Origin of the sequence: Chryseobacterium oncorhynchi (assembly GCF_002899895.1) — a bacterium.
Lineage (GTDB): Bacteria > Bacteroidota > Bacteroidia > Flavobacteriales > Weeksellaceae > Chryseobacterium > Chryseobacterium oncorhynchi.
This window is the reverse complement of record NZ_PPEI02000003.1, coordinates 620,060-640,164: the sequence shown is the minus strand read 5'-3', so window position 1 is coordinate 640,164 and position 20,105 is coordinate 620,060. Positions and strand designations below refer to the sequence as shown.

Here is a 20,105-nt window from a genome sequence, read left to right as displayed (position 1 = left end):
ATACGGTATTAGTTTTTAAAAATAAAAAATCCGTTCCTAAAAAGGAACGGATTCTATAATTATTGCAAAGTATGCAATTATCACACTTTAATTTCAACGTCAACACCGCTTGGTAACTCTAATTTCATTAGAGCATCAACAGTTTTAGAAGAAGAAGAGTAGATATCCATTAGTCTCTTGTGAGCTGATAATTGGAACTGCTCTCTTGCTTTCTTGTTTACGTGCGGAGATCTCAACACTGTGAAGATTCTCTTGTTCGTTGGCAATGGAATTGGACCGTTTACAACAGCACCAGTAGCCTTTACCGTTTTTACGATTTTCTCAGCAGACTTGTCTACCAAGTTGTAATCGTAAGATTTTAGTTTTATTCTGATTCTTTGTGACATTTCTTTAATTTAAAAATTAACCTTTTGCTTTAGCTATGATATCTTCAGCAACGTTTTGTGGAGTAGCTTGATACTTCTCTAATTCCATAGAAGAAGTAGCTCTTCCTGATGAAAGTGTTCTTAGAGTAGTTACATATCCAAACATTTCAGAAAGTGGAACAGAACCTTTGATTACAACAGCTCCATTTTTCTCTTCCTGACCACTGATTGTACCTCTTCTTTTGTTAAGGTCACCAATGATGTTACCCATATATTCTTCTGGAGTTACAACTTCCAGTTTCATAATAGGCTCCATAATTACTGGCTTAGCAGCACGTCCCGCTTCTTTAAATCCTAACTTAGCAGCCATTTCAAAGGAAAGAGCATCAGAATCCACCGCGTGGAAAGATCCGTCTTTAAGAACAACTTTAATACCTTCAACTTCGAAACCAGCCAAAGGACCGTTTTTCATTGCAGCTTTAAAGCCTTTTTCAATTGCAGGAACAAATTCTCTAGGAACGTTACCACCTTTGATCTCATTGATGAATTCTAAACCAATTTTACCTTCGTCTGCAGGTCCTAGTTCAAATACAATATCAGCAAATTTACCTTTACCTCCAGATTGTTTTTTGTAAACTTCTCTGTGGTTAGCAACTCTTGTTAAGTTTTCTTTGTACTCTACCTGAGGTTGTCCTTGGTTTACTTCAACTTTGAACTCTCTTCTCATACGGTCAACAATGATATCTAAGTGAAGCTCACCCATACCAGAGATAATCGTTTGTCCAGAAGCTTCGTCAGTTCTAACAGTAAACGTAGGATCTTCTTCAGCCAATTTAGCTAAAGCGTTACCCATTTTATCCTGGTCAGCTTTAGTTTTAGGCTCAACAGCGATACCAATTACTGGATCAGGGAAAACCATCGATTCTAGAACGATTGGGTTTTTCTCGTCACACATAGTATCACCAGTTTTGATAGATTTGAATCCTACCGCTGCACCAATATCACCAGCTTCAATATATTCTACTGGGTTTTGCTTGTTAGCGTGCATCTGATAGATTCTAGAGATTCTTTCTTTATCTCCTGAACGAGTGTTCAAGATATAAGAACCTGCATCTAGTCTTCCAGAGTATGCTCTGAAGAATGCTAATCTTCCCACGAATGGGTCAGTAGCAATCTTAAATGCTAAAGCAGCGAACGGCTCGTTTACGTCTGGTTTTCTTGTAATTTCAGCGTCAGTTCTAGGGTCAGTACCTTTGATATCATCTTTATCCAATGGAGAAGGCAAGTATTTACATACTGCATCCAACATAAACTGTACTCCTTTATTCTTGAATGAAGAACCACAAGTCATTGGGATAATAGATAAATCAATAGTAGCTTTTCTTAGAGCTTCGTTGATTTCTTCTTCAGAGATTGAATCTGGATCTTCGAAGAATTTCTCCATCAAAGTATCATCGTAGTCAGCAACAGCTTCTACTAGTTTCTCTCTATATTCAAGCACTTCATCTTTCATGTCTTCAGGAATTGGCACTACTTCGAAAGTAGCTCCTTGTCCTGCTTCATCCCAGATGATCGCTCTGTTTTTAATTAAGTCAACAACACCTTTGAAATCTTCTTCAGCACCGATTGGTAAAACGATTGGAACTGCATTAGATCCTAACATATCTTTAACCTGGTTTACCACGTTAAGGAAGTCAGCACCTTGTCTGTCCATTTTGTTTACGAATCCCATTCTAGCAACTTTGTAGTTGTCAGCAAGTCTCCAGTTTGTTTCAGACTGAGGCTCTACTCCATCTACTGCTGAGAATAAGAATACCAATCCATCCAATACTCTTAAAGATCTGTTTACTTCTACAGTGAAGTCAACGTGTCCTGGTGTATCGATAATGTTGAAGTGGTAAGGTTTAGTATCTGCAAGAGGTTTTCCTTGATCAGTTGGAAAGTTCCAAGAACAAGTAGTTGCAGCAGAAGTAATGGTAATACCTCTTTCTGCTTCCTGCTCCATCCAGTCCATTGTAGAAGCACCATCGTGAACTTCACCAATCTTGTGGTTAACACCTGTATAGAATAAAATCCTTTCTGTAGTGGTAGTTTTACCAGCATCAATGTGAGCGGCAATACCAATATTTCTTGTGAATTTAAGATCTCTTCCCATTTCAGATTAGAATTTGAAGTGTGAGAAAGCTTTGTTAGCTTCCGCCATTTTGTGAGTATCAGATTTCTTTTTGAAAGCAGCACCTTCTTCTCTTGAAGCAGCTACAACTTCATTAGCTAATTTCAAAGCCATAGACTTATCATTTCTCTTTTTAGAGTAGCTAATTAACCATTTCATTGCCATAGAAATTTTTCTATCAGCTCTGATTGGCATAGGAATCTGGAAGTTAGCTCCACCTACTCTTCTAGAACGTACTTCTACGTGAGGCATTACATTTGTAAGTGCATCTTTCCAGATTTCTAGTGCAGTTTTTTCAGTTTCTCCTTTTTTAGTTTCTACGATTTCTAATGCATCATAGAAAATTTTGAATGCGATTGACTTCTTACCGTCAAGCATTAAGTTGTTTACGAATCTTGTTACCAATTGATCATTAAATTTCGGATCTGGTAACAACGGTCTTTTTTTCGCTTTTGTCTTTCTCATTGCTTTTGTACCTTATTTAATGATTATTTTTTCTTTCCTTTTGCAGGAGCAGCAGCTGCTTGTCCTGGTTTAGGTCTCTTAGCTCCGTACTTAGATCTTCTCTGAGTTCTTCCATTTACACCAGCTGTGTCTAAAGCACCTCTTACGATGTGGTAACGTACTCCCGGTAGGTCTTTCACCCTTCCGCCTCTAACCAATACTATCGAGTGCTCTTGAAGATTATGTCCTTCGCCCGGGATATAGGCGTTAACTTCTTTACCGTTAGAAAGTCTTACCCTTGCAACTTTTCTAAGTGCAGAGTTAGGTTTCTTCGGTGTAGTAGTATATACTCTCGTACATACACCACGTCTTTGTGGACAAGAATCAAGGGCAGCCGATTTGCTCTTCTTGGCAAGCGTGGCTCTTCCTTTTCTTACTAATTGTTGAATAGTAGGCATTTAATTGCTTTTTATTTTAGGGTGCAAAAATAATAATATTTTTTTAATTGACAAGCAGTTATGGTATTTTATTTCTTCTCTTTTTTCTTAGTTGTTTTCTATAACAAGCTGAAACCACGATGAATTTTATATTATTCAATCATTTTTAGATTATGAAAACTGACAACAAAAAAATAAAAATTATTTAAAAGCATCTTTTATTACTTTTCCTTTCATGTATTGTTTAGGCATTCCTAAAAGCTCAGCCATTGTACTGGCAATATCAATCTGTTCGTAATTCCCAGTGCTGATGGTTGTATTCTTTTTAAAGTCCGGACCCATTGCAAAGAATTCAATATGTCTGCAACCTGCACAATCATCTCCATGTTCTGCAAACCCTCCATTAGCATCCAAATGTCTTCCATGATCGTTAGAAACAATCAGCGTTGTTTTATCTTTATAGGCAGGAAGCGACTGGATATAATCCCAGATCTCCTTAATGGAAGCATCTGTAGTTTTTATAGCCTTAATATATTCGCTCCAGTTATTAGCATGTCCATAAGAGTCTACATCTTTAAGATTAATAACCATAACATTCGGGCTATATTTTTTCATTACTTCCTTTGTGTTTGCCATTGTTACAGCATCAGCACGGTATCCAGAGCCATTACCGCTCACTCCACAATCAACACTCGGTTGAAATTTTCCGTTCCATTCTTCAAGTTTACAATTGTTCAAGACTTCTAACTTATCCTTGGAAGCAATAACCCAAGCTTTTGTCTTATCTGCTCCGGTATACTTTAACCATTGTTGCATTACAGATGGAAACCCGGGTAACTCAGTACCATTATTTTTAATGTTTTCGTATACCCCTGAACACATGGCACTATGACCGGGGTTGGTATTGGTGGTTCCGTTATTTCTGAAATTACTGATAAAAACACCTTGACTCAATAAACCCACTCTGTTTGGTATATTCTCTTTATTGGCCGCTTCCCATGTTTCTGAAATACGAGGACCGTCAACAACTAACAGAACTACATTTTTAGTTTGATATTTTTCCTCGGTTTTTGTTTGTGCTTCTGTATCATTACTACTGCATGAAAGTATTGAAAACAACAAACTGAAATACAAGAAGATCTTCTTCATAGCTTTTTTTACTTTTTATAGATTTAAAGTGCAAAGCTAGAAAACGGGTACTCAGAGTTTATTAATAAATTGTTATCTATTCCTTAACAATTTAAGTTCAAGTCATCCAATGATGAAATAAGAAGTTCTTTTAACTGAAGACTTTTGGTAATGCATTATTCAATAATAGTAAGGGTGACTTTTTTGTTCCAGTTAAAGTTTCTCACCTGTTCTTTTAAGGTATTATGAATTTTAGGATTGATGGAGTAAATATATAGATGATCCTCTCCAAGTACAGCACAGCTTCCACTAGTCTTTAAAACAGCCACTTTCTTCCAGTTTTTTGGGGTATGACCATCAAGCCACTCTTCATAGGCTATTGCGAGCTGATAATTATTATCGCGAGTATATTTTGTAAGGAAGTCTTCCACCTCATCATCAAAAAACTTCTTCTCAATTTTAAATTTAACCATTTCCATGGACCCTAATCCCATAAAATCAAGCAGATGAATATCTGTAAAGTAAGTGACTGCTCCAATATCATTGGCTACCACTTTAGAATCATTATAATATGTATGTAAGAACCTGGCGGACTCCACCTGTTGCTGATAAATATTGGCACTTCCATTGGTAATCAATGTATGTGCGTACCCAAACTTATAGATAAGTAAGGCCATGTTTACCAATACAAACGTTCCTATTATTTTCTCTGTTTTAAAAGTTAGTAATGGTTTTGTAAAAAAAGAAACTAACTTCGGAATAAGGATCATTGCAAAGGCTACCAATAAGTAAGCTTCATATCTAAAAATACTTTTGACCTCCCCAAACAAGCAATGTAAAATAAGAACTAAACTCCAAACCAAGAACATGAAATTTTTCAATACAATGTTTTGAAAATTCAACTTGCTCTTATAATCCCGATATATCAAAATTACACCTATCAACAATGGGAATATTCCTATTTTATAAAAAGTAATATTTAAGATTAGTTTTCTTAAAATAATTTCTAGCGCCTGAGAAAAGACATTCCCGGAAAGATCCAGCAAAGTTCCTTTTACTACGACAGAATTGGGAAAGAAATATCCACTTCTGGGATAATTGAAATATCCAAAGAAAAGAATCGGAACAAAACCAATGATAAGCACAAGTACTGCATTCTTAAATTTCTTGATCAATAAGAAAACAAAGGAAAGTGCAGCAAAATAAAACATGCTTTCAAATCTTATTAATCCCAATAACAGAATGGTAAAATAAAACCAATAAGCATATATGCCTTTCTTAAAGCTATCTTTAATCCACTTTTGAAAACAGTAAATGTTCGCCGCTATTACAAGCACTTGCAGAACATGTTCCATTCCAGATACAATCTGCACATGCAATACTGCAAAGAAAAGAGTGAACAGGGATGCAATAACAATATACCTGGATTGGTTAAAATAATTTGAATAATATTTATTCAGAACTATAATAAGCATAAAAGCAGCAATTATATTAAAAGCCAAAGGGATGATTGCATGATTCCCAAAGACTGAAATGAAAGCACTTATAATAAATGTAAAAATGGGAGATGATGAAGAGGATGAAAAGGCATATTTTGTTACTCCCCAAACTCCATGCAATGCAAAATTTTTGGCTAATGCCAAATGAATATAAGCATCATCCAATATATAAGTAAAGTAGTTCTCTGTAGTAGACAGCATAATCAGAATATACATCAAACATATTCCGAAAAATATAGATACTGTTATTAAAAAGCTTTTCATTATTTGCAATATTACTACTTCCAAACTATTTTAAAAAATCTAATAAAATATGTTCACTTCAAGAAAGCAAACTGAACATGATATATTTGTCAAGAAATTAGTTAATTAACTTAACCGATACATTTTTGTTCCAGTTAAAGTTTCTCACCTGTTCTTTTAAGGTATTATGAATTTTAGGATTGATGGAGTAAATATATAAATGATCTCTCCCCAGCATGGCTCCGCTTCCACTGATTTTTAAAATAGCAACTTTTTTCCAATTTTTTGGGGTATGTCCCTCCAACCATTCTTCATAGGCTATTGCAAGCTGGAAGTTATTTTTAATGGTATATTCGGTTAAGAATTTTTCAAATTGATTATCTATTCCTATTATTCTTTTTCTAAAAGGCATTACTTCCTTTGATCCTAATCCTTCAAAATCCAATAGATGGATATCGGTAAAATAACAGATGGCCCCAATATCGTTAGCCACCACTTTAGACTCATTATAATATTTCTTTAGAAATCTTGCTGATTGCATCTGTTGTTCATAAATATTTCTACTTCCAACCACAATCAGATAACTAACGATTCCTATTTTCAAAAGTAAAGTTAAGCATGATAATAAAACCAATGAAGAAATAACCCTATTTTCCTTTAATAGAAAATTCCGCTGTTCAAAAATAGACCTAAGCCTTGGAATAATAGCCATGGCAAAGCCTATCAATATATAAACCTCATATCTGTATATTTTAGTCAACTGACTGAAAGTCACATGCAGAAATAATGTGATACACCAAACGATAAGAAGAAAATTTTGTGCTATAACTTTTTGAAAACTCAAGCCCTTTCTAACATCCTTTACAATTAAAAATGCAGAAATTAATAATGGTAGTAAACCTGCAAAGTAAAAATACCTATTATTAAAAAATTTATTAAACAATATACTTGCTACCTGTTTGAAATAATTACCGGAAAAGTCAAACTTGGCCCCCTTTACAACAACTGAATTAGGAAAGAAATATCCTGTTTCCTGAGAATTAAAGTATCCAAAAATCAAAATAGGGATAAAACCAAATGCCAATACGCAGATCATCTGCTTCCATCTTTTCAGCAATAGAAAAATAAAGGCAATTGACAGAAAATAGAACATACTGTCAAACCTAATCAGCCCAAGCAAAGCAAGAGTGCCATAAAACCAACCCAAATAATAAGAATCTTTGCACTCAGACCTCAGCCATCTTTCAAAGCATAGAACATTTACAACTACTACTAATACCTGCATCACATGCTCCATTCCCGAGAAAATAAGCAGAGTAACAGAAGTAAAAAGCAATGTGAAAAGACTGCTCAATACGATGAATTTAGACTTACTGAAGTAATCAGCATAATATTTATTCAGAAAATATATGGTAAAAAAGGCACATACGACATTAAAAACTAAAGGAATAAGCTCATGATCTCCCAATATATAGATTAGCCCACTTAAAACCACTGTGAAAACAGGTGAAGACGAGGTAGAAGAAAAGGCATACTTCGTCACCCCCCATACTCCATGAAAGGCAAGGTTTTTTGCTATTGCAAGATGAATATAGGCATCATCCAATATATAGGTAAAGTAATTCTCAGTTTCCGAAAGCATTAAGAGTATGTATATCATACACATTCCAAAAAATAATACAGTAGTTGTTAGGAAGCTTTTCATTATTTGCAATATTAATACTTCCAAACTATTTTAAAAAATTTTCTTATAGTTATCATCTATCAATAAGCAAGGGAGTTCGGCACGATATTTCGTAAATTTGAGATAAATAAATAATAAACCTATAAAATTGCTATTATCATAACTTCACATCCAACCACAGGAATGAAGAAAGCAATTAGGACATAACCTTAAAAATAAATATATACATATGAAAAACGCTAGTATTATTGGCCTTAAAGAAGCCGACTGCAAGAAAATAGCAGAAAAGTTAAATGTACTGTTAGCTAACTACTCTGTATTTTATCAGAATACAAGAGGTTCACACTGGAACATCAAAGGAGCTCAGTTCTTTACGCTTCACCCGAAGTTTGAAGAATTGTACAATAGTCTTGTTCTAAAAATTGACGAGATTGCTGAAAGAATACTTACTTTAGGAGCTACTCCTGCACACAACTACTCGGATTATTTAAAAGTAGCAACCATTCAGGAAAGCAAAGAAGTAAGTGATGGAAACAAAAGTGTTGAGCAAATCTTAAATTCATTCAAGGTTGTACTTGATCTTCAGAGAGAGCTTTTAGATATCACTGATGAAGCAGGTGACGAGGGTACCAACTCTCAGATGAGCGACTATATCACAGAGCAAGAGAAAGAAGTTTGGATGTACAACTCCTATTTAGGAAAATAACCGATAAAGATCATCGAAATATTTCAAAAAAATCGCCTTACATTTAGGCGATTTTATTTTTTATTTTTATATTTGCGTTAAAATTACACATATCATGAACAACGTAAGACTCAACTCTATTCTAGATAACGATTTCTATAAAATAACCATGCAAAATGCCGTGGTAAAATTATTCCCTAGCTCTATTGTAAAGTATGAATTCATCAACAGAGGGAAACATCACTTTCCAGATGGTTTTGATGCAGCATTAAAAGAAGCTGTCAATAAAATGGCTGAGCTGAAATTAACCAAGGAAGAGAAGAAATTCATGGCAAGAACCTGCCCTTATATTGATCTCCCTTATCTGGATTTTCTGGAGGGCTATCATTATGACCCATCTGAAGTAAAAATTCATCAGGAAGGCGGTGACCTGTCTGTAACCGTTGAAGGGCTTTGGTACAGAACTATTCTTTGGGAAGTTCCTTTATTGGCACTCATCAGCGAGCTTCATTATGAAATGAACCATATGGAAAGAGATTCTAATGAAGTTGTTATGAGCAAAACCATTGAAAAGGCAGATTCTCTAGGTAGACTTGGAGTTACCTTTGCAGAATTCGGAACCAGAAGAAGACATTCCTATAAAGTACAAAACCTTGTGATGGAGGCTTTGACACAGAAAAAAGAATCTACATTTATCGGAAGTTCAAACGTACACTTTGCCATGAAATATGGTGTAAAGCCTATTGGAACTCATGCTCATGAATGGTTTATGTTCCATGCAGCAGAATATGGCTTCAAAATGGCCAATGAAATGGCTTTGGAGCACTGGGTAGATGTTTACAGAGGAGATCTCGGTGTAGCACTTTCAGATACGTATACTACCGATGTTTTCTTCCAGCAGTTTGATAAGAAATTTGCCAAGCTTTTTGACGGAGTACGCCATGACAGTGGTGATGCACTAGAGTTTGCAGATAAAACCATCGCTCATTATCAAAGAAATGGCATCAATCCAATGTTTAAATACATCATTTTCTCTGATGCTCTGAATCTGGAAAAGGTAGAGGAAATCACCAATTATTGCAAAGGGAAAATCGGAATTTCTTTTGGAATAGGAACCAACCTTACTAATGATGTAGGATTAAAACCAATGAACATCGTGATGAAGCTTATCGGAGTTCAGGCTCCTAATAAAGAATGGATTCCTACAGTAAAACTTTCTGATGAACATGGAAAATACACCGGTGATCCAAAAATGATTGAACTGGCTAAAGAATTTTTAAGAATAAAAGATTAATGTAACCTCATTAAGACTATTAAATATAACCTCGTAACCATCGAGGTTTTTTTGTATCATAACATCATTTTAAATTCAGGTTTCAGAAATTTATAAGGTTTTATTATATTTATCAAAACAAAGCAATATGATATCAAAAACATTACTTATCGCATCCCTCCTCGCCTCAACACTTTACTTTGCACAGGAAAAGAAAACCGAAAAGGCTAAATTCAATCAAGAACTAGCCACTTCTCTTGGTGCAGATCAATATGGCATGAAAGCTTACACTATTGTAATGCTTACCACAGGTTCTACAAAAATTGAAGACAAAGCTCAAATGAGTACTTTGATGAAAGGACATATGGCCAACATTGGTAAACTAGCAGATGAGGGTAAGATTATCGTGGCGGGACCTTTTCTGGAAAAGAATAAGGAAAACTACCGTGGAATGTTTATTTTCAATACAAAATCTAAAGAAGAAGCTGAGCAATGGGTAAAAACTGATCCTGCTGTTCAGGCTGGAGTTTTCAGCTATGAGATCTTCCCTTGGTATGGATCGGCTGCATTGCCTTTATACCTTAAGCACCATGAGGAAATTTCAAAAGAAAATCCTTAAGAAATAACAAATCCCTCAGCTGAGGGATTTTTTTATTAATCAAAACAGATATACGGTTTTCTTGGTGGATAACAGCAATAAGGATTACTACAGAATGTGTATCCTGCAGGACAACCTCCATCTACAGGAGTTTCACAAGCTAATGCTGCGCCTCCCAAAACGGTTTTCAACTCTTTTCTGTTTAAGCTTTTTAAATTTTTCATGATTAATTTTGTTTAGTTTAATTTCCTACTCTTAAAGATTTTCGGATTCGTCTTTATTATCTCTCTTTATATGGAAATAAATATACAATTTCTTTTTTAATCAACTACATTCCAAACAATTATATATAAATAATGCAAAAATATTAACGCATATTTCTTGTTTTAATGAATTAATTTAATTATTTTAGCTTATTAGCAATTCCACTTATCAATCTAATTGTGAGTAGTTTGCCAACAATACCATAATTAAAAATTAATTCCATGAAAAAAATTAATGTATCAAAACTTTCAAGAACAGAGCTGAAAGATGTATTCGGCGGGTATTTACATCTGCCAGAATGTCCCGGAGGATGCCATGGTGAAGGCATGATCAGATGCCCTGACGGCTCAACAACAATGACTAATTTTATATGCATGGGGGGAACATGCCAACCGGCCGCAATGTGCAAACCATTGGTTCTTGAACCTATTGGGCCTATTGACCCAGGTCCTATTTTTATACCTTAATCTTTAGTCTATACAGTGAGTCAATCCGGCTCACTTTTTTATTATCTTTAAGTAAACAAAAACCACCATGAAAACCATTGAGGAAGTTTTACAAAAACTGGATGCTATTATTATCTGGTGCAAGGAAAATAAAAGTCCGGCAGGATATTTCGCCTGTACTTACCGCATTATGACAGCACAGGTTTTAAAAGGAATTCAGCAGAAAAAATTTGAGGACAACCCAAGAATGACAATGCTTGATATTGCTTTCGCACAAAGATATCTTGAAGCATGGGAAAATTACAGCAAGGGCAAAAAATGTACAAATTCATGGTATCTGGCCTTTGAAGCAACCAAAAATAAAGACCTGTTAATTCTACAGCATATCTTCCTTGGGATGAATGCCCACATCAATCTTGATTTAGGAATTTCAGCAGCCTCCATTATGCCTTACCGAAAAATAAATCCTTTAAAAAGGGACTTTGAGAACATTAATAATGTTATTGCATCCATCAACCAGAAAGTTCAGGATTCTTTGAGTAAAATATGCTATCCGGTGGATCTTGTTGATCAGCTTTCTAATGGAAAAGATAATGCCATATTGGATTTTGCTATCTCCAGAACAAGAGAAACCTCATGGGCAACGGCGGTAATTGCGTCAAGCACTCCAAATTTCCTCAGAGAATCGGTTATCAATATTGTAGATTATGCAGCAGCAAAGATTGCCACTCAAATTGTAAGCCCTAGAATCCTCACTCCTACTCTCATCAAGGAACTTAAAAAGTGTGAAAGTGGTGATGTGATAAAAAATATCGAAATATTGGAATCAACAAAAACGGTTTAAATCAAAATAAAAAGGTCGGGATCTTCCTCACGGATCCCGACCAAATAATGAACAAATAAAAAAGAAACTATATGGTTTCCTTATGCTTTTTACGATAGGCATAATGAAATACAATCGGTAATATTGTAAATGACAACAGCATACAGATGATAAGCCCACCTACAATCATAATGGCTAAAGGTTTTTGAATTTCGGATCCCATTCCGTTGGACATTGCCGCAGGGAGAAGTCCCATTGATCCCATTAATGCAATCATCACTACAGGACGAATTCTACTTTTAACCCCCTCTGAAATTGATTCTTTAAGGGACATTCTGTTTTGCAGATTTTCTTTCATTACTCCAATCAGGACAATCCCGTCAATGGTAGCCACCCCGAAAAGGATAATGAAACCAATTCCTGCCGAAATTCCAAAAATGGTGCCTGTAAACCACAGGGATAAAAATCCACCAATAAATGCAAAGGCCAAGGTAATGGAAGAGATCAGTGTATCTTTTAGGTTTCCAAAGTTGAAATACAAAAGCATGAGAATAAGAACAAGGGAAATCGGAACTACCATTGCCAACTGTTTTGCAGCTCTTTCTTTACTTTCAAACTCTCCGGCCCAGGTCATTTTATGATTCTTTGGAAGCTTCACCTCTTTATCCACTTTAATTTTGGCTTCTTCAATTGTACTTCCCAAATCTCGTCCTTCAATATTGAATCCTACACCAATATATCTGCTGTTTCCTTCACGGTAAATAAAGGATGGACCGGTATGATAATCTATGGTAGCAATTTCTTTCAACGGTACTTTTTTATTATCCTGAGTAGGAATTAAAATATTTCCCATTTTTTCCGGAGTATCGCGGTATTCTTTTTCAAACCTAAGCATCACGTCAAACATTCTTTCTTCTTCATAGAACTTGGTTGCAGCCTGTCCTCCAATCGTCATTTCAATCACGGCCTGTGCGTCTGCTGTAGAAACGCCATACTTTGCCATTTTAGAATCATGAAGCTGTATTCTCAGTTCCGGAAGTCCTATATTTTTAAAGACATTTACATCCGAAATTCCCGGAACAGTTCTGATAGAATTGGCTACCTGATTGGCATAATTCTCAAGTTCGAATAAATCATTTCCAAATATTTTAATAACCAACGGAGCTTTTACTCCGGCAACATATTCTTCCACATTATCCTGAATTGGTTGACTGAAACCGAAATTGATTCCCGGATATTTTTCAAGGGAAACTCTCATCTCCTCGAGAAGCTTTTCCTTGGATATTTTTTTCTTCCACTCTTTTTCAGGTTTAAGCTGGATATTAAATTCAATATTAAAAAATCCTGTGGGATCCGTTCCGTCATTGGGGCGACCGGTTTGGGTCATCACAAATTTCACTTCATCGTACTTCATCAAAATCTCTTTCATCTCTTTGGTCAATCGTACAGACTCATCAAGATTTACACTGTTGGGAAGTGTTGCACGCACATAGATTGCTCCTTCATTCAGTTTTGGTAAAAATTCTGACCCGTAGTTTGAAAACTTCCATCCACAAATTGCAATTAACGCCATAAAACCAATGATAAATCCTTTTTTATGGTGAATACTGAACTCGTAGATTCTGTAAATATTTACTCTGAAAAACCTTGAAATAAAGTTTTCTTTTTCTTCAATATTTTTGGTTAATAAAAGCTTACACATTGCCGGAACATACGTCAAGCTCAAAATCAATGATCCCAACAAAGCATAACCAAGTGTAAATGCCAGAGGAGAGAACATTTTGCCTTCCACTTTCTGGAATGAGAAGATTGGCATCAGGGCTACAATCAGGATCAATAGGGCAAAGAAAATATAACTTGCCACGCTTCCTGCACTCTTCTTGATGATCCCCAGTTTGGACATTTTATTAAATCTCTTTAATCCAATCTTTTTGGCTTTTAACTCGAGGGCAACAAATACATGTTCTACGATGACTAAAGTTCCCTCCAGCAATAATCCAAAATCAAGCGCTCCCATGGAAATCAAATTTGCCGGCAACCCCTGAATCTTCAACATAATAATTGCAAAAAGGAAAGCCAATGGAATTACAGAGGCAACAATAAACGTTGTTCTCCAGTTATACAGGAATATGAATACGATAATAGATACCAGAATCACTCCCTCAATCAGGTTTTTGGAAACGGTATGAACGGTTGTATTTACCAGTTCTGTACGATCAATAATGGGAACAATCTGAACATCTCCGGGTAATTCTCCGCCATTCAGTTGTTCTATTCTGTCTTTAAGCCTTGCAATCACTTCACTTGGGTTTTCGCCACGAAGCATAATCACAATTCCTTCTACAACATCATTTTCTTTGTTGTATCCTACCTGCCCCAGTCTTGGTTTTGCAGAAACCTTTACTTCAGCAACGTGCTTTACCAGAATAGGGGTAGAACCTTTTACCTCAATCTGAATATTTTCAATATCCTCTTTTTTCTCTAAAAGACCAATCCCCCGCACTACATAAGCCTGATCTCCTTTTGCCACTACATCTCCGCCTACATTAATATTACTCTTCGAAACTGCTTCATACACATCTAGGGGGGAAAGGTCGTAATTGTGTAATTCTGTAGGGTTAATTTTTATTTCATATGTTTTTTCTTCTCCACCGAAACTTACCACATCAGCTACTCCAGGAACTGCCAATAGTTCTCTTTCTACCACCCAATCCTGAATGGCCGTAACTTCTTTAATGGGTAATTTACTTTTGATAATATACCGGTAAATTTCACCGGTGGCTCCTGATGGAGGCTCAATACTATATTCTGCACCACCGGGGAGATTTACATTTCCTAATTTATTGGAAGCATATTGTTGAGCATAAAAATCATTGACATGGTCATCAAAAATCACTGTAACTACAGATAATCCAAATAAAGAAATAGAACGTACCGAGGTTTTATTCGGAATAGCATTCATCTCTTTGGAAATCGGAAGTGTAACAAATTTTTCTATTTCTTCTGCACTTCTTCCCGGCCATTGGGTAATTACTCTTACCCTTGTATTGGTAACATCCGGAAATGCCTCAATAGGAGTATGTATATAGGAATAAATACCTCCGGCCAGCAAAAGAAAAGTCCCTAAAAGAACAATCAGTGAGTTTTTTAACGAAAAGGAAACTATATTCTGTACAAATTTTCGCATTACTTGGTAGACTTATTTAATTGATTTTTCAGGTTTTCATAAATCAGTAACCCGTTAGAGGCAATTACATCTTCTCCCTGCTTTAAGTTTCCTTCTACATAAATATACTGACTGTTGGAAGCGACTTCCGTTACAGGCCTGATTTCCAACTCACAGTCCTTTTTATACACCACTACATAACTTTGGTTATTGTCAAAGATCAATGCCTTCGCAGGAATAGCCAATGCACTTTTATTTTGAGCATTAACAGGCAGAACAACATCTGCAGACATCCCCGGTCTCAGCTTCATCCCATTATTATCCATAATAATCTTGGCTTTCAATACCCTTTCATTTTCATTAAATACCTGTGAGATATTGTTGATTTTTCCTGAAAAATTATCATCTGGATAAGCCAATGTCTTTACCACTACAGGCTGGTCTACATACACGTGTCTCATATTGGTCGCATATACATTCGCCATTACCCAAACCTTATCCAAATTAGAAATAGTGAAAAGCTGATCTCCACCGGCTGTAACAGGCATTCCTTTGGAAATATTTTTGTTAATAACATATCCGTCTGCAGGAGCTTTTATCTGAATTGTACTTCCCCCCGCAGAATACAACTGCATATTTTTTTGAGTCTTAGAAATGTTGGACTGCAATATGGTTACTTCAGCTCTGGCTTCCTGAAGATCTTTTTGGGAAGCGATATCGTCTTTATACATAGCTTCTACAGATGCCAATTTTCTTTTAGCCACAGCCAATTGTGCATGTAATGTTTGAGTATCATCCTGCATTTCGTTAACAGCTGTACTTTTTACACTAGCCAGAGTTTGTCCTTTTTTCACGTAGTCACCAAAAGAAAAATAGGTATCGATCACCACTCCATCTACAAGGCTTACAAAGGGAACTGTTTTATCAGAATTGCTCTCCACTTCTCCGGTAAGGGTAATACTTTCTTCTATGGGAAGCATTTCTGCCTTAGCCAGTTTAATATCTTTTTTTAGTTCCTTGCTGATGCAATATGTTTTCTCTGCTTCCTTCTCCTGCTTTTGATCTTTACAGCCTGTAAGCGTAACCAGGGCAGACAGATATATTACTGCTATGTATTGGGTAGTATTCATTTTCATAAGTAGATGTTTGTATTTTTATAAGGTAGTGGATAATTGCCGCTGATATCCTTATTTGATGGGATGCTTCAATAACAGCTTTACATCTTATAAATCTTGTCCCACAACATATTGCAGGTTTTCGTAGTATTGATTAAGTTCTTTTTTAGTATCCAGTATGATCATTTTATTTCCGATGTAGGTATCCAGAAAATCCATGTATTCCAACATACTTATATTTCTTAGCCTAAAGTTTTTCTCATGGCTCACCAGCAAACCATCTAATGTAGCTTCATAAGCATCATCAATTTCCTCGGAAACTTCCTGAGTACGGATATAGTTTCTGAAAACGGAGACAATTTCATTCTCAGACTTCAGCATATTTTTTCGGGTTTCATTCTTGCTTTTTTCTATTTCCAGCCTAGCTTCCTGGATATTCCCTTTATTTCTGTCGAAAATTGGAAGATCAACCGAAACGCCCAGCCCAATAAAGTCTTTCATAATATTTCCCCCTCGGTCATAGCCTATGGAAACAGCTACATCAGGAGTCTTCATAGCATTTTGAATTTCCAGATTCTTGGAAGCATGCTTTTCTTTATTTTTCGAAATCAAGATATCCGGACGATTTTCCTTTGCCTTTTCCAGCCACTGGGTCAATTCTATTTCCGAAAGTTGTTTTTCCGGCATTGTAAATGAATCTGAAATCACAAGGTAAGAATGGGATGAAATCATTAGTAGAGATTTCAGCTCCACTTGTTGATCTTCAATTTCCTGCTTCAATGAAACAAGCTTTTTCTTGAATTCGATTTCCTGGGCTTTTAAACGAACATATTCTGCCTTGCTGATATTTCCCAGATTTAACTGGTTGTGATAAGACTTTGTTAATTTCTCAATGGATGCAATCTGGCCCTGATAGATCTTTTGTTGTTCCTGATTGAATAAAATCTCAGTAATTGTATTCCTCAACGTTTTTTTGAGTTCACGCAATACTTCCTGCAATTCATATTTTTCTCCCTCAACTTCAATTTTCTGTAATTCAATATTTTTTCTTCTCTTTCCTGCCGTCTGAATTACCTGCTCTATTTCTGCAGAGATCTGTGTATTTCTTCCCCAGTTTCCTATCAACGCAGGCTGTTCTTCAATATCATAAGTTCTCCATAGGTTAACTTCACTAATGCTTAATTTAGGATTAGGCCAATATTTAGCCTGAACAGCCCTTGCTTCAGCCTGGGAAATTTCAAGTTTCTGAGCAATAAGATCAAGGTTATGGGCAAGAAAAATCGTTTCAGCTTCCTTTCTGTCAATTTTCAGAGTATCTGAAATCTGGGCCGAAAAGAAACTGAAACAATGAATATAAAATAGTGTAAAAAAAATTTTCTTCAAGGTCTCTTATTTAAGACCACAAAATTATTTTTCTAACATTAGAGGCAATTTCGAGTGAAATTAAAATTCAATTAGTTCAACATTAGAGTTTGATTAGAACAGATAGGGATAGAATTTATTTTTAAGTTTCCCGCAGATTATACCGATTGAGCAGATTTTTAAATATCACCCATTGGCTTTAGCACAAACTTAGAAGTAAGTATTTTATTTTTATTTGTGATGGATGGAATTCTTAGACATTAGAAGGGAACACTAGCAAAACACTTGTTCCAATATTTACAGTAGAATCAATCTCCATCAGGATATGATGGTGATCAAAAATGCTTTTGGATAATGACAATCCAATCCCACTTCCTTTCACATTCTCAACATTTTGTCCCCTATAAAAAGTTTCTGTAATCTTCAAGAGGTCATCAGAATGAATACCTTTACCCCGATCCCTTACCTCAATATTCAACTGATTTTCTTTTTCTGACAAAGTAATAATCACAGGGTGATCCTGAGAATACTTAATCGCATTTTCTACAATATTATATAGCGCCAAATATAAAAGAGTCTCGTTTCCTGGAAACTCAAGCAAGGTTGGTTTTGTGACCTTAAGCTCTATTTTAAGGGTGGATTGTTTTTCTTTTGCCTTAGGTTCTAGTTTTTCATAGATTTTCCAGATCAGCTCATCTACTCTTACCTGCTTATGAGAGGCTTCAAGCTTCGTCATTCCGGACATCAGAAGAAGGTTATTGAGAATATTTTCAATTTCAAAAACATTCTCCAGTGATTCTTTGGCTACTTTTTTATACTCTTCCGGAGTTCGGTCCTTTTGGGCAAATACTTCCAGATTTCCTGAGATTGCAGCTAAAGGAGTTTTAAATTCATGAGACACATAATTGATAAAGTTCTGTTGTAACAGTACATTTTCAGAAATACGGCCTAATAATTTATTGTAAGATTTAATCAGGTCTTCAATTTCATCATTGGTATTGGTAGAGGTAATAGCTGTAGAAATATTATTATAATCCACTTTGTTAATCCGCTCTACCACATTGGAAATAGGTTTATATACAACCTTTGAAAGGTACCTGCTTAAAAAATAAATGGCAAGCAGCCCGATAATAAGCACAGAAATCATAATAATGGCAAGCCTCCAGATCTGTGATTGAAATGAATCATTAGGCGATTTTACAAAAACAACAAAGTCTCCCTGATTATCCGGGTAAAAAATACCATAGTAGAACTCATTACCAGCCATAAACTGTGTTCCCTTATTGTTTCTGGCGGCTTGTAGATGAATAGGCTTAATATTCTTGTCATTCAGATTGTGCCCAAATGTAACCTGATTATTCTGGTTATAAACCGCTACCCTGTTATTCTGAATAAGATGATTGTATTCTTGCTTAATCTGGGCATGCCTGTTCTTGGGAAGCTCATCCTTTTCAAGATAATAAATGGCTGAAATAAGTGCTGTATTCCTAAGCTTTTCAAAATAAAAAATCTTGGTACTGTCATAATAGGCAAAAAATATCACCGCAGATGTGATGATAGAAACAATGCCAAACGAAAGGCTGGAAATAAGCGTAAACCTGTTTCTAAGAGTCATTTCAGTCTTTAATTAAATATCCTGTTCCCTTTACGGTATGAATAATCTTCTGTTCTGTTTCATCAATTTTATTACGAACATAGGAAATGTATACATCCACCACATTCGTAGTACTGTCAAAATCTATTCCCCAGACATTGTGTAAAATCTGGGTTCTGCTCAACACCTTATTTTTATTTTCCATCAAAAAAGTAAAAAGCTTATATTCTGTAGGAGAAAATTCAATTTCTTTCTCATTTTGGGTTACCTTGTGAAGATCCGTATCAATTATAATCGTACCGCATGATAAATATTGATCTTCTTTTTGATAACTTAATTTATTACGTCTTGTTAAAGCTTTAATCCTTGAGATCAGCTCTTCAAAATGAAAAGGCTTGGATAAATAGTCATCCGCTCCCAAATCCAGCATCTTAATTTTATCATCCGGACTGTTCAAGGCACTTAACACTAAAATTGGAGTATAATTTCCCTTAAACCTGATAATCTGAGTAAGCTGCATTCCATCCAATCCCGGAAGCATTATATCCATCAGTATAATATCAAAATCATAGGTATGAAGAATTTCTCTGGCTTTTTCTCCGGAATCAGCAAGTGTCATATTATGGCCGGCTTCAGAAAGTCCTTTCAACAGGAAACTGCTAATTCTTTGATCGTCCTCTACCAATAAGATATTCATAATGTTTCTGAAATTTCCCATAAATATAGGGATTCTGGTTGAAGAAAGGAAGCCAGAAACAAGAAGCGAAAGTTTTTCTAATCATTAAAATAATAACTACAATCTCATT

Annotated in this window: 18 protein-coding genes; 5 read left to right on the top strand and 13 right to left on the bottom strand. The window is 35.5% G+C overall.

The features are described 5' to 3' along the window. Nucleotides 1-80: 80 nt before the first annotated feature. The 7 genes from rpsJ to C1638_RS13055 form a co-directional block, all read right to left on the bottom strand. The gene (rpsJ, locus tag C1638_RS13085) at nucleotides 81-386 is read right to left on the bottom strand and encodes a 30S ribosomal protein S10 (RefSeq protein ID WP_002661363.1); all 306 of its coding nucleotides are present in this window, start codon (nucleotides 384-386) and stop codon (nucleotides 81-83) included. A 16-nt stretch (nucleotides 387-402) separates the two neighbouring features. Next, nucleotides 403-2,520, bottom strand: coding sequence for an elongation factor G (fusA, locus tag C1638_RS13080; protein ID WP_109621594.1), 2,118 nt, complete (start codon nucleotides 2,518-2,520; stop codon nucleotides 403-405). 6 nt (nucleotides 2,521-2,526) lie between these two features. Then, complete coding sequence (rpsG, locus tag C1638_RS13075) at nucleotides 2,527-3,003, bottom strand: 30S ribosomal protein S7 (RefSeq protein ID WP_089734635.1); 477 nt, start codon at nucleotides 3,001-3,003, stop codon at nucleotides 2,527-2,529. Between the two features lie 23 nt (nucleotides 3,004-3,026). Further along, nucleotides 3,027-3,440 carry a 30S ribosomal protein S12 gene (gene rpsL, locus C1638_RS13070; RefSeq protein ID WP_002983146.1) on the bottom strand — a complete coding sequence of 138 codons (414 nt, stop codon included), beginning with the start codon at nucleotides 3,438-3,440 and terminating at the stop codon, nucleotides 3,027-3,029. Nucleotides 3,441-3,620: 180 nt separating this feature from the next. Beyond that, nucleotides 3,621-4,568 carry an alkaline phosphatase family protein gene (locus tag C1638_RS13065; protein ID WP_109621592.1) on the bottom strand — a complete coding sequence of 316 codons (948 nt, stop codon included), beginning with the start codon at nucleotides 4,566-4,568 and terminating at the stop codon, nucleotides 3,621-3,623. A 155-nt stretch (nucleotides 4,569-4,723) separates the two neighbouring features. After that, a complete protein-coding gene (locus C1638_RS13060; protein ID WP_123838377.1) occupies nucleotides 4,724-6,310 on the bottom strand; it encodes a DUF8728 domain-containing protein in 1,587 nt (528 codons plus the stop codon). Between the two features lie 97 nt (nucleotides 6,311-6,407). Beyond that, the gene (locus C1638_RS13055) at nucleotides 6,408-7,994 is read right to left on the bottom strand and encodes a DUF8728 domain-containing protein (protein ID WP_123838376.1); all 1,587 of its coding nucleotides are present in this window, start codon (nucleotides 7,992-7,994) and stop codon (nucleotides 6,408-6,410) included. A gap of 208 nt (nucleotides 7,995-8,202) precedes the next feature. Between C1638_RS13055 and C1638_RS13050 the strand changes: the two genes are divergently transcribed. The 3 genes from C1638_RS13050 (at nucleotide 8,203) to C1638_RS13040 (ending at nucleotide 10,550) form a co-directional block, all read left to right on the top strand. After that, nucleotides 8,203-8,679, top strand: coding sequence for a Dps family protein (locus C1638_RS13050; RefSeq protein ID WP_109621587.1), 477 nt, complete (start codon nucleotides 8,203-8,205; stop codon nucleotides 8,677-8,679). A 94-nt stretch (nucleotides 8,680-8,773) separates the two neighbouring features. Further along, nucleotides 8,774-9,952 (top strand): nicotinate phosphoribosyltransferase, encoded by a 1,179-nt coding sequence (gene pncB / locus C1638_RS13045; RefSeq protein WP_109621585.1) that lies wholly within the window; start codon nucleotides 8,774-8,776, stop codon nucleotides 9,950-9,952. A 127-nt stretch (nucleotides 9,953-10,079) separates the two neighbouring features. Then, nucleotides 10,080-10,550 (top strand): YciI family protein, encoded by a 471-nt coding sequence (locus C1638_RS13040; RefSeq protein WP_109621583.1) that lies wholly within the window; start codon nucleotides 10,080-10,082, stop codon nucleotides 10,548-10,550. A 35-nt stretch (nucleotides 10,551-10,585) separates the two neighbouring features. On the opposite strand, the gene C1638_RS22365 is transcribed toward C1638_RS13040, so the two are convergent. Then, complete coding sequence (locus C1638_RS22365; RefSeq protein ID WP_158521334.1) at nucleotides 10,586-10,753, bottom strand: bacteriocin-like protein; 168 nt, start codon at nucleotides 10,751-10,753, stop codon at nucleotides 10,586-10,588. Nucleotides 10,754-11,014: 261 nt separating this feature from the next. On the opposite strand from C1638_RS22365, the gene C1638_RS13035 reads away from it, so the two are divergent. Continuing rightward, entirely contained in the window at nucleotides 11,015-11,260 is a 246-nt protein-coding gene (locus C1638_RS13035; protein WP_109621581.1) for a hypothetical protein, read from the top strand. Nucleotides 11,261-11,327: 67 nt separating this feature from the next. After that, the gene (locus C1638_RS13030) at nucleotides 11,328-12,083 is read left to right on the top strand and encodes a DUF5995 family protein (protein WP_109621579.1); all 756 of its coding nucleotides are present in this window, start codon (nucleotides 11,328-11,330) and stop codon (nucleotides 12,081-12,083) included. Nucleotides 12,084-12,150: 67 nt separating this feature from the next. Here C1638_RS13030 and C1638_RS13025 read toward each other — a convergent pair whose 3' ends face one another. From C1638_RS13025 to C1638_RS13005, 5 genes are all read right to left on the bottom strand, one after another. Further along, nucleotides 12,151-15,249 (bottom strand): efflux RND transporter permease subunit, encoded by a 3,099-nt coding sequence (locus C1638_RS13025; RefSeq protein WP_109621577.1) that lies wholly within the window; start codon nucleotides 15,247-15,249, stop codon nucleotides 12,151-12,153. Further along, the gene (locus tag C1638_RS13020; protein ID WP_109621575.1) at nucleotides 15,249-16,364 is read right to left on the bottom strand and encodes an efflux RND transporter periplasmic adaptor subunit; all 1,116 of its coding nucleotides are present in this window, start codon (nucleotides 16,362-16,364) and stop codon (nucleotides 15,249-15,251) included. Before C1638_RS13020 ends, C1638_RS13025 begins: the two co-directional genes overlap by 1 nt. Before the next feature lie 87 nt (nucleotides 16,365-16,451). After that, nucleotides 16,452-17,726, bottom strand: coding sequence for a TolC family protein (locus tag C1638_RS13015; protein WP_109621573.1), 1,275 nt, complete (start codon nucleotides 17,724-17,726; stop codon nucleotides 16,452-16,454). A gap of 232 nt (nucleotides 17,727-17,958) precedes the next feature. Continuing rightward, nucleotides 17,959-19,320: a HAMP domain-containing sensor histidine kinase gene (locus C1638_RS13010; RefSeq protein WP_109621571.1), complete on the bottom strand. Its 1,362-nt coding sequence runs from the start codon at nucleotides 19,318-19,320 to the stop codon at nucleotides 17,959-17,961. Between the two features lies 1 nt (nucleotide 19,321). Beyond that, nucleotides 19,322-19,996 carry a response regulator transcription factor gene (locus tag C1638_RS13005; RefSeq protein ID WP_076353451.1) on the bottom strand — a complete coding sequence of 225 codons (675 nt, stop codon included), beginning with the start codon at nucleotides 19,994-19,996 and terminating at the stop codon, nucleotides 19,322-19,324. Nucleotides 19,997-20,105: the final 109 nt, after the last annotated feature.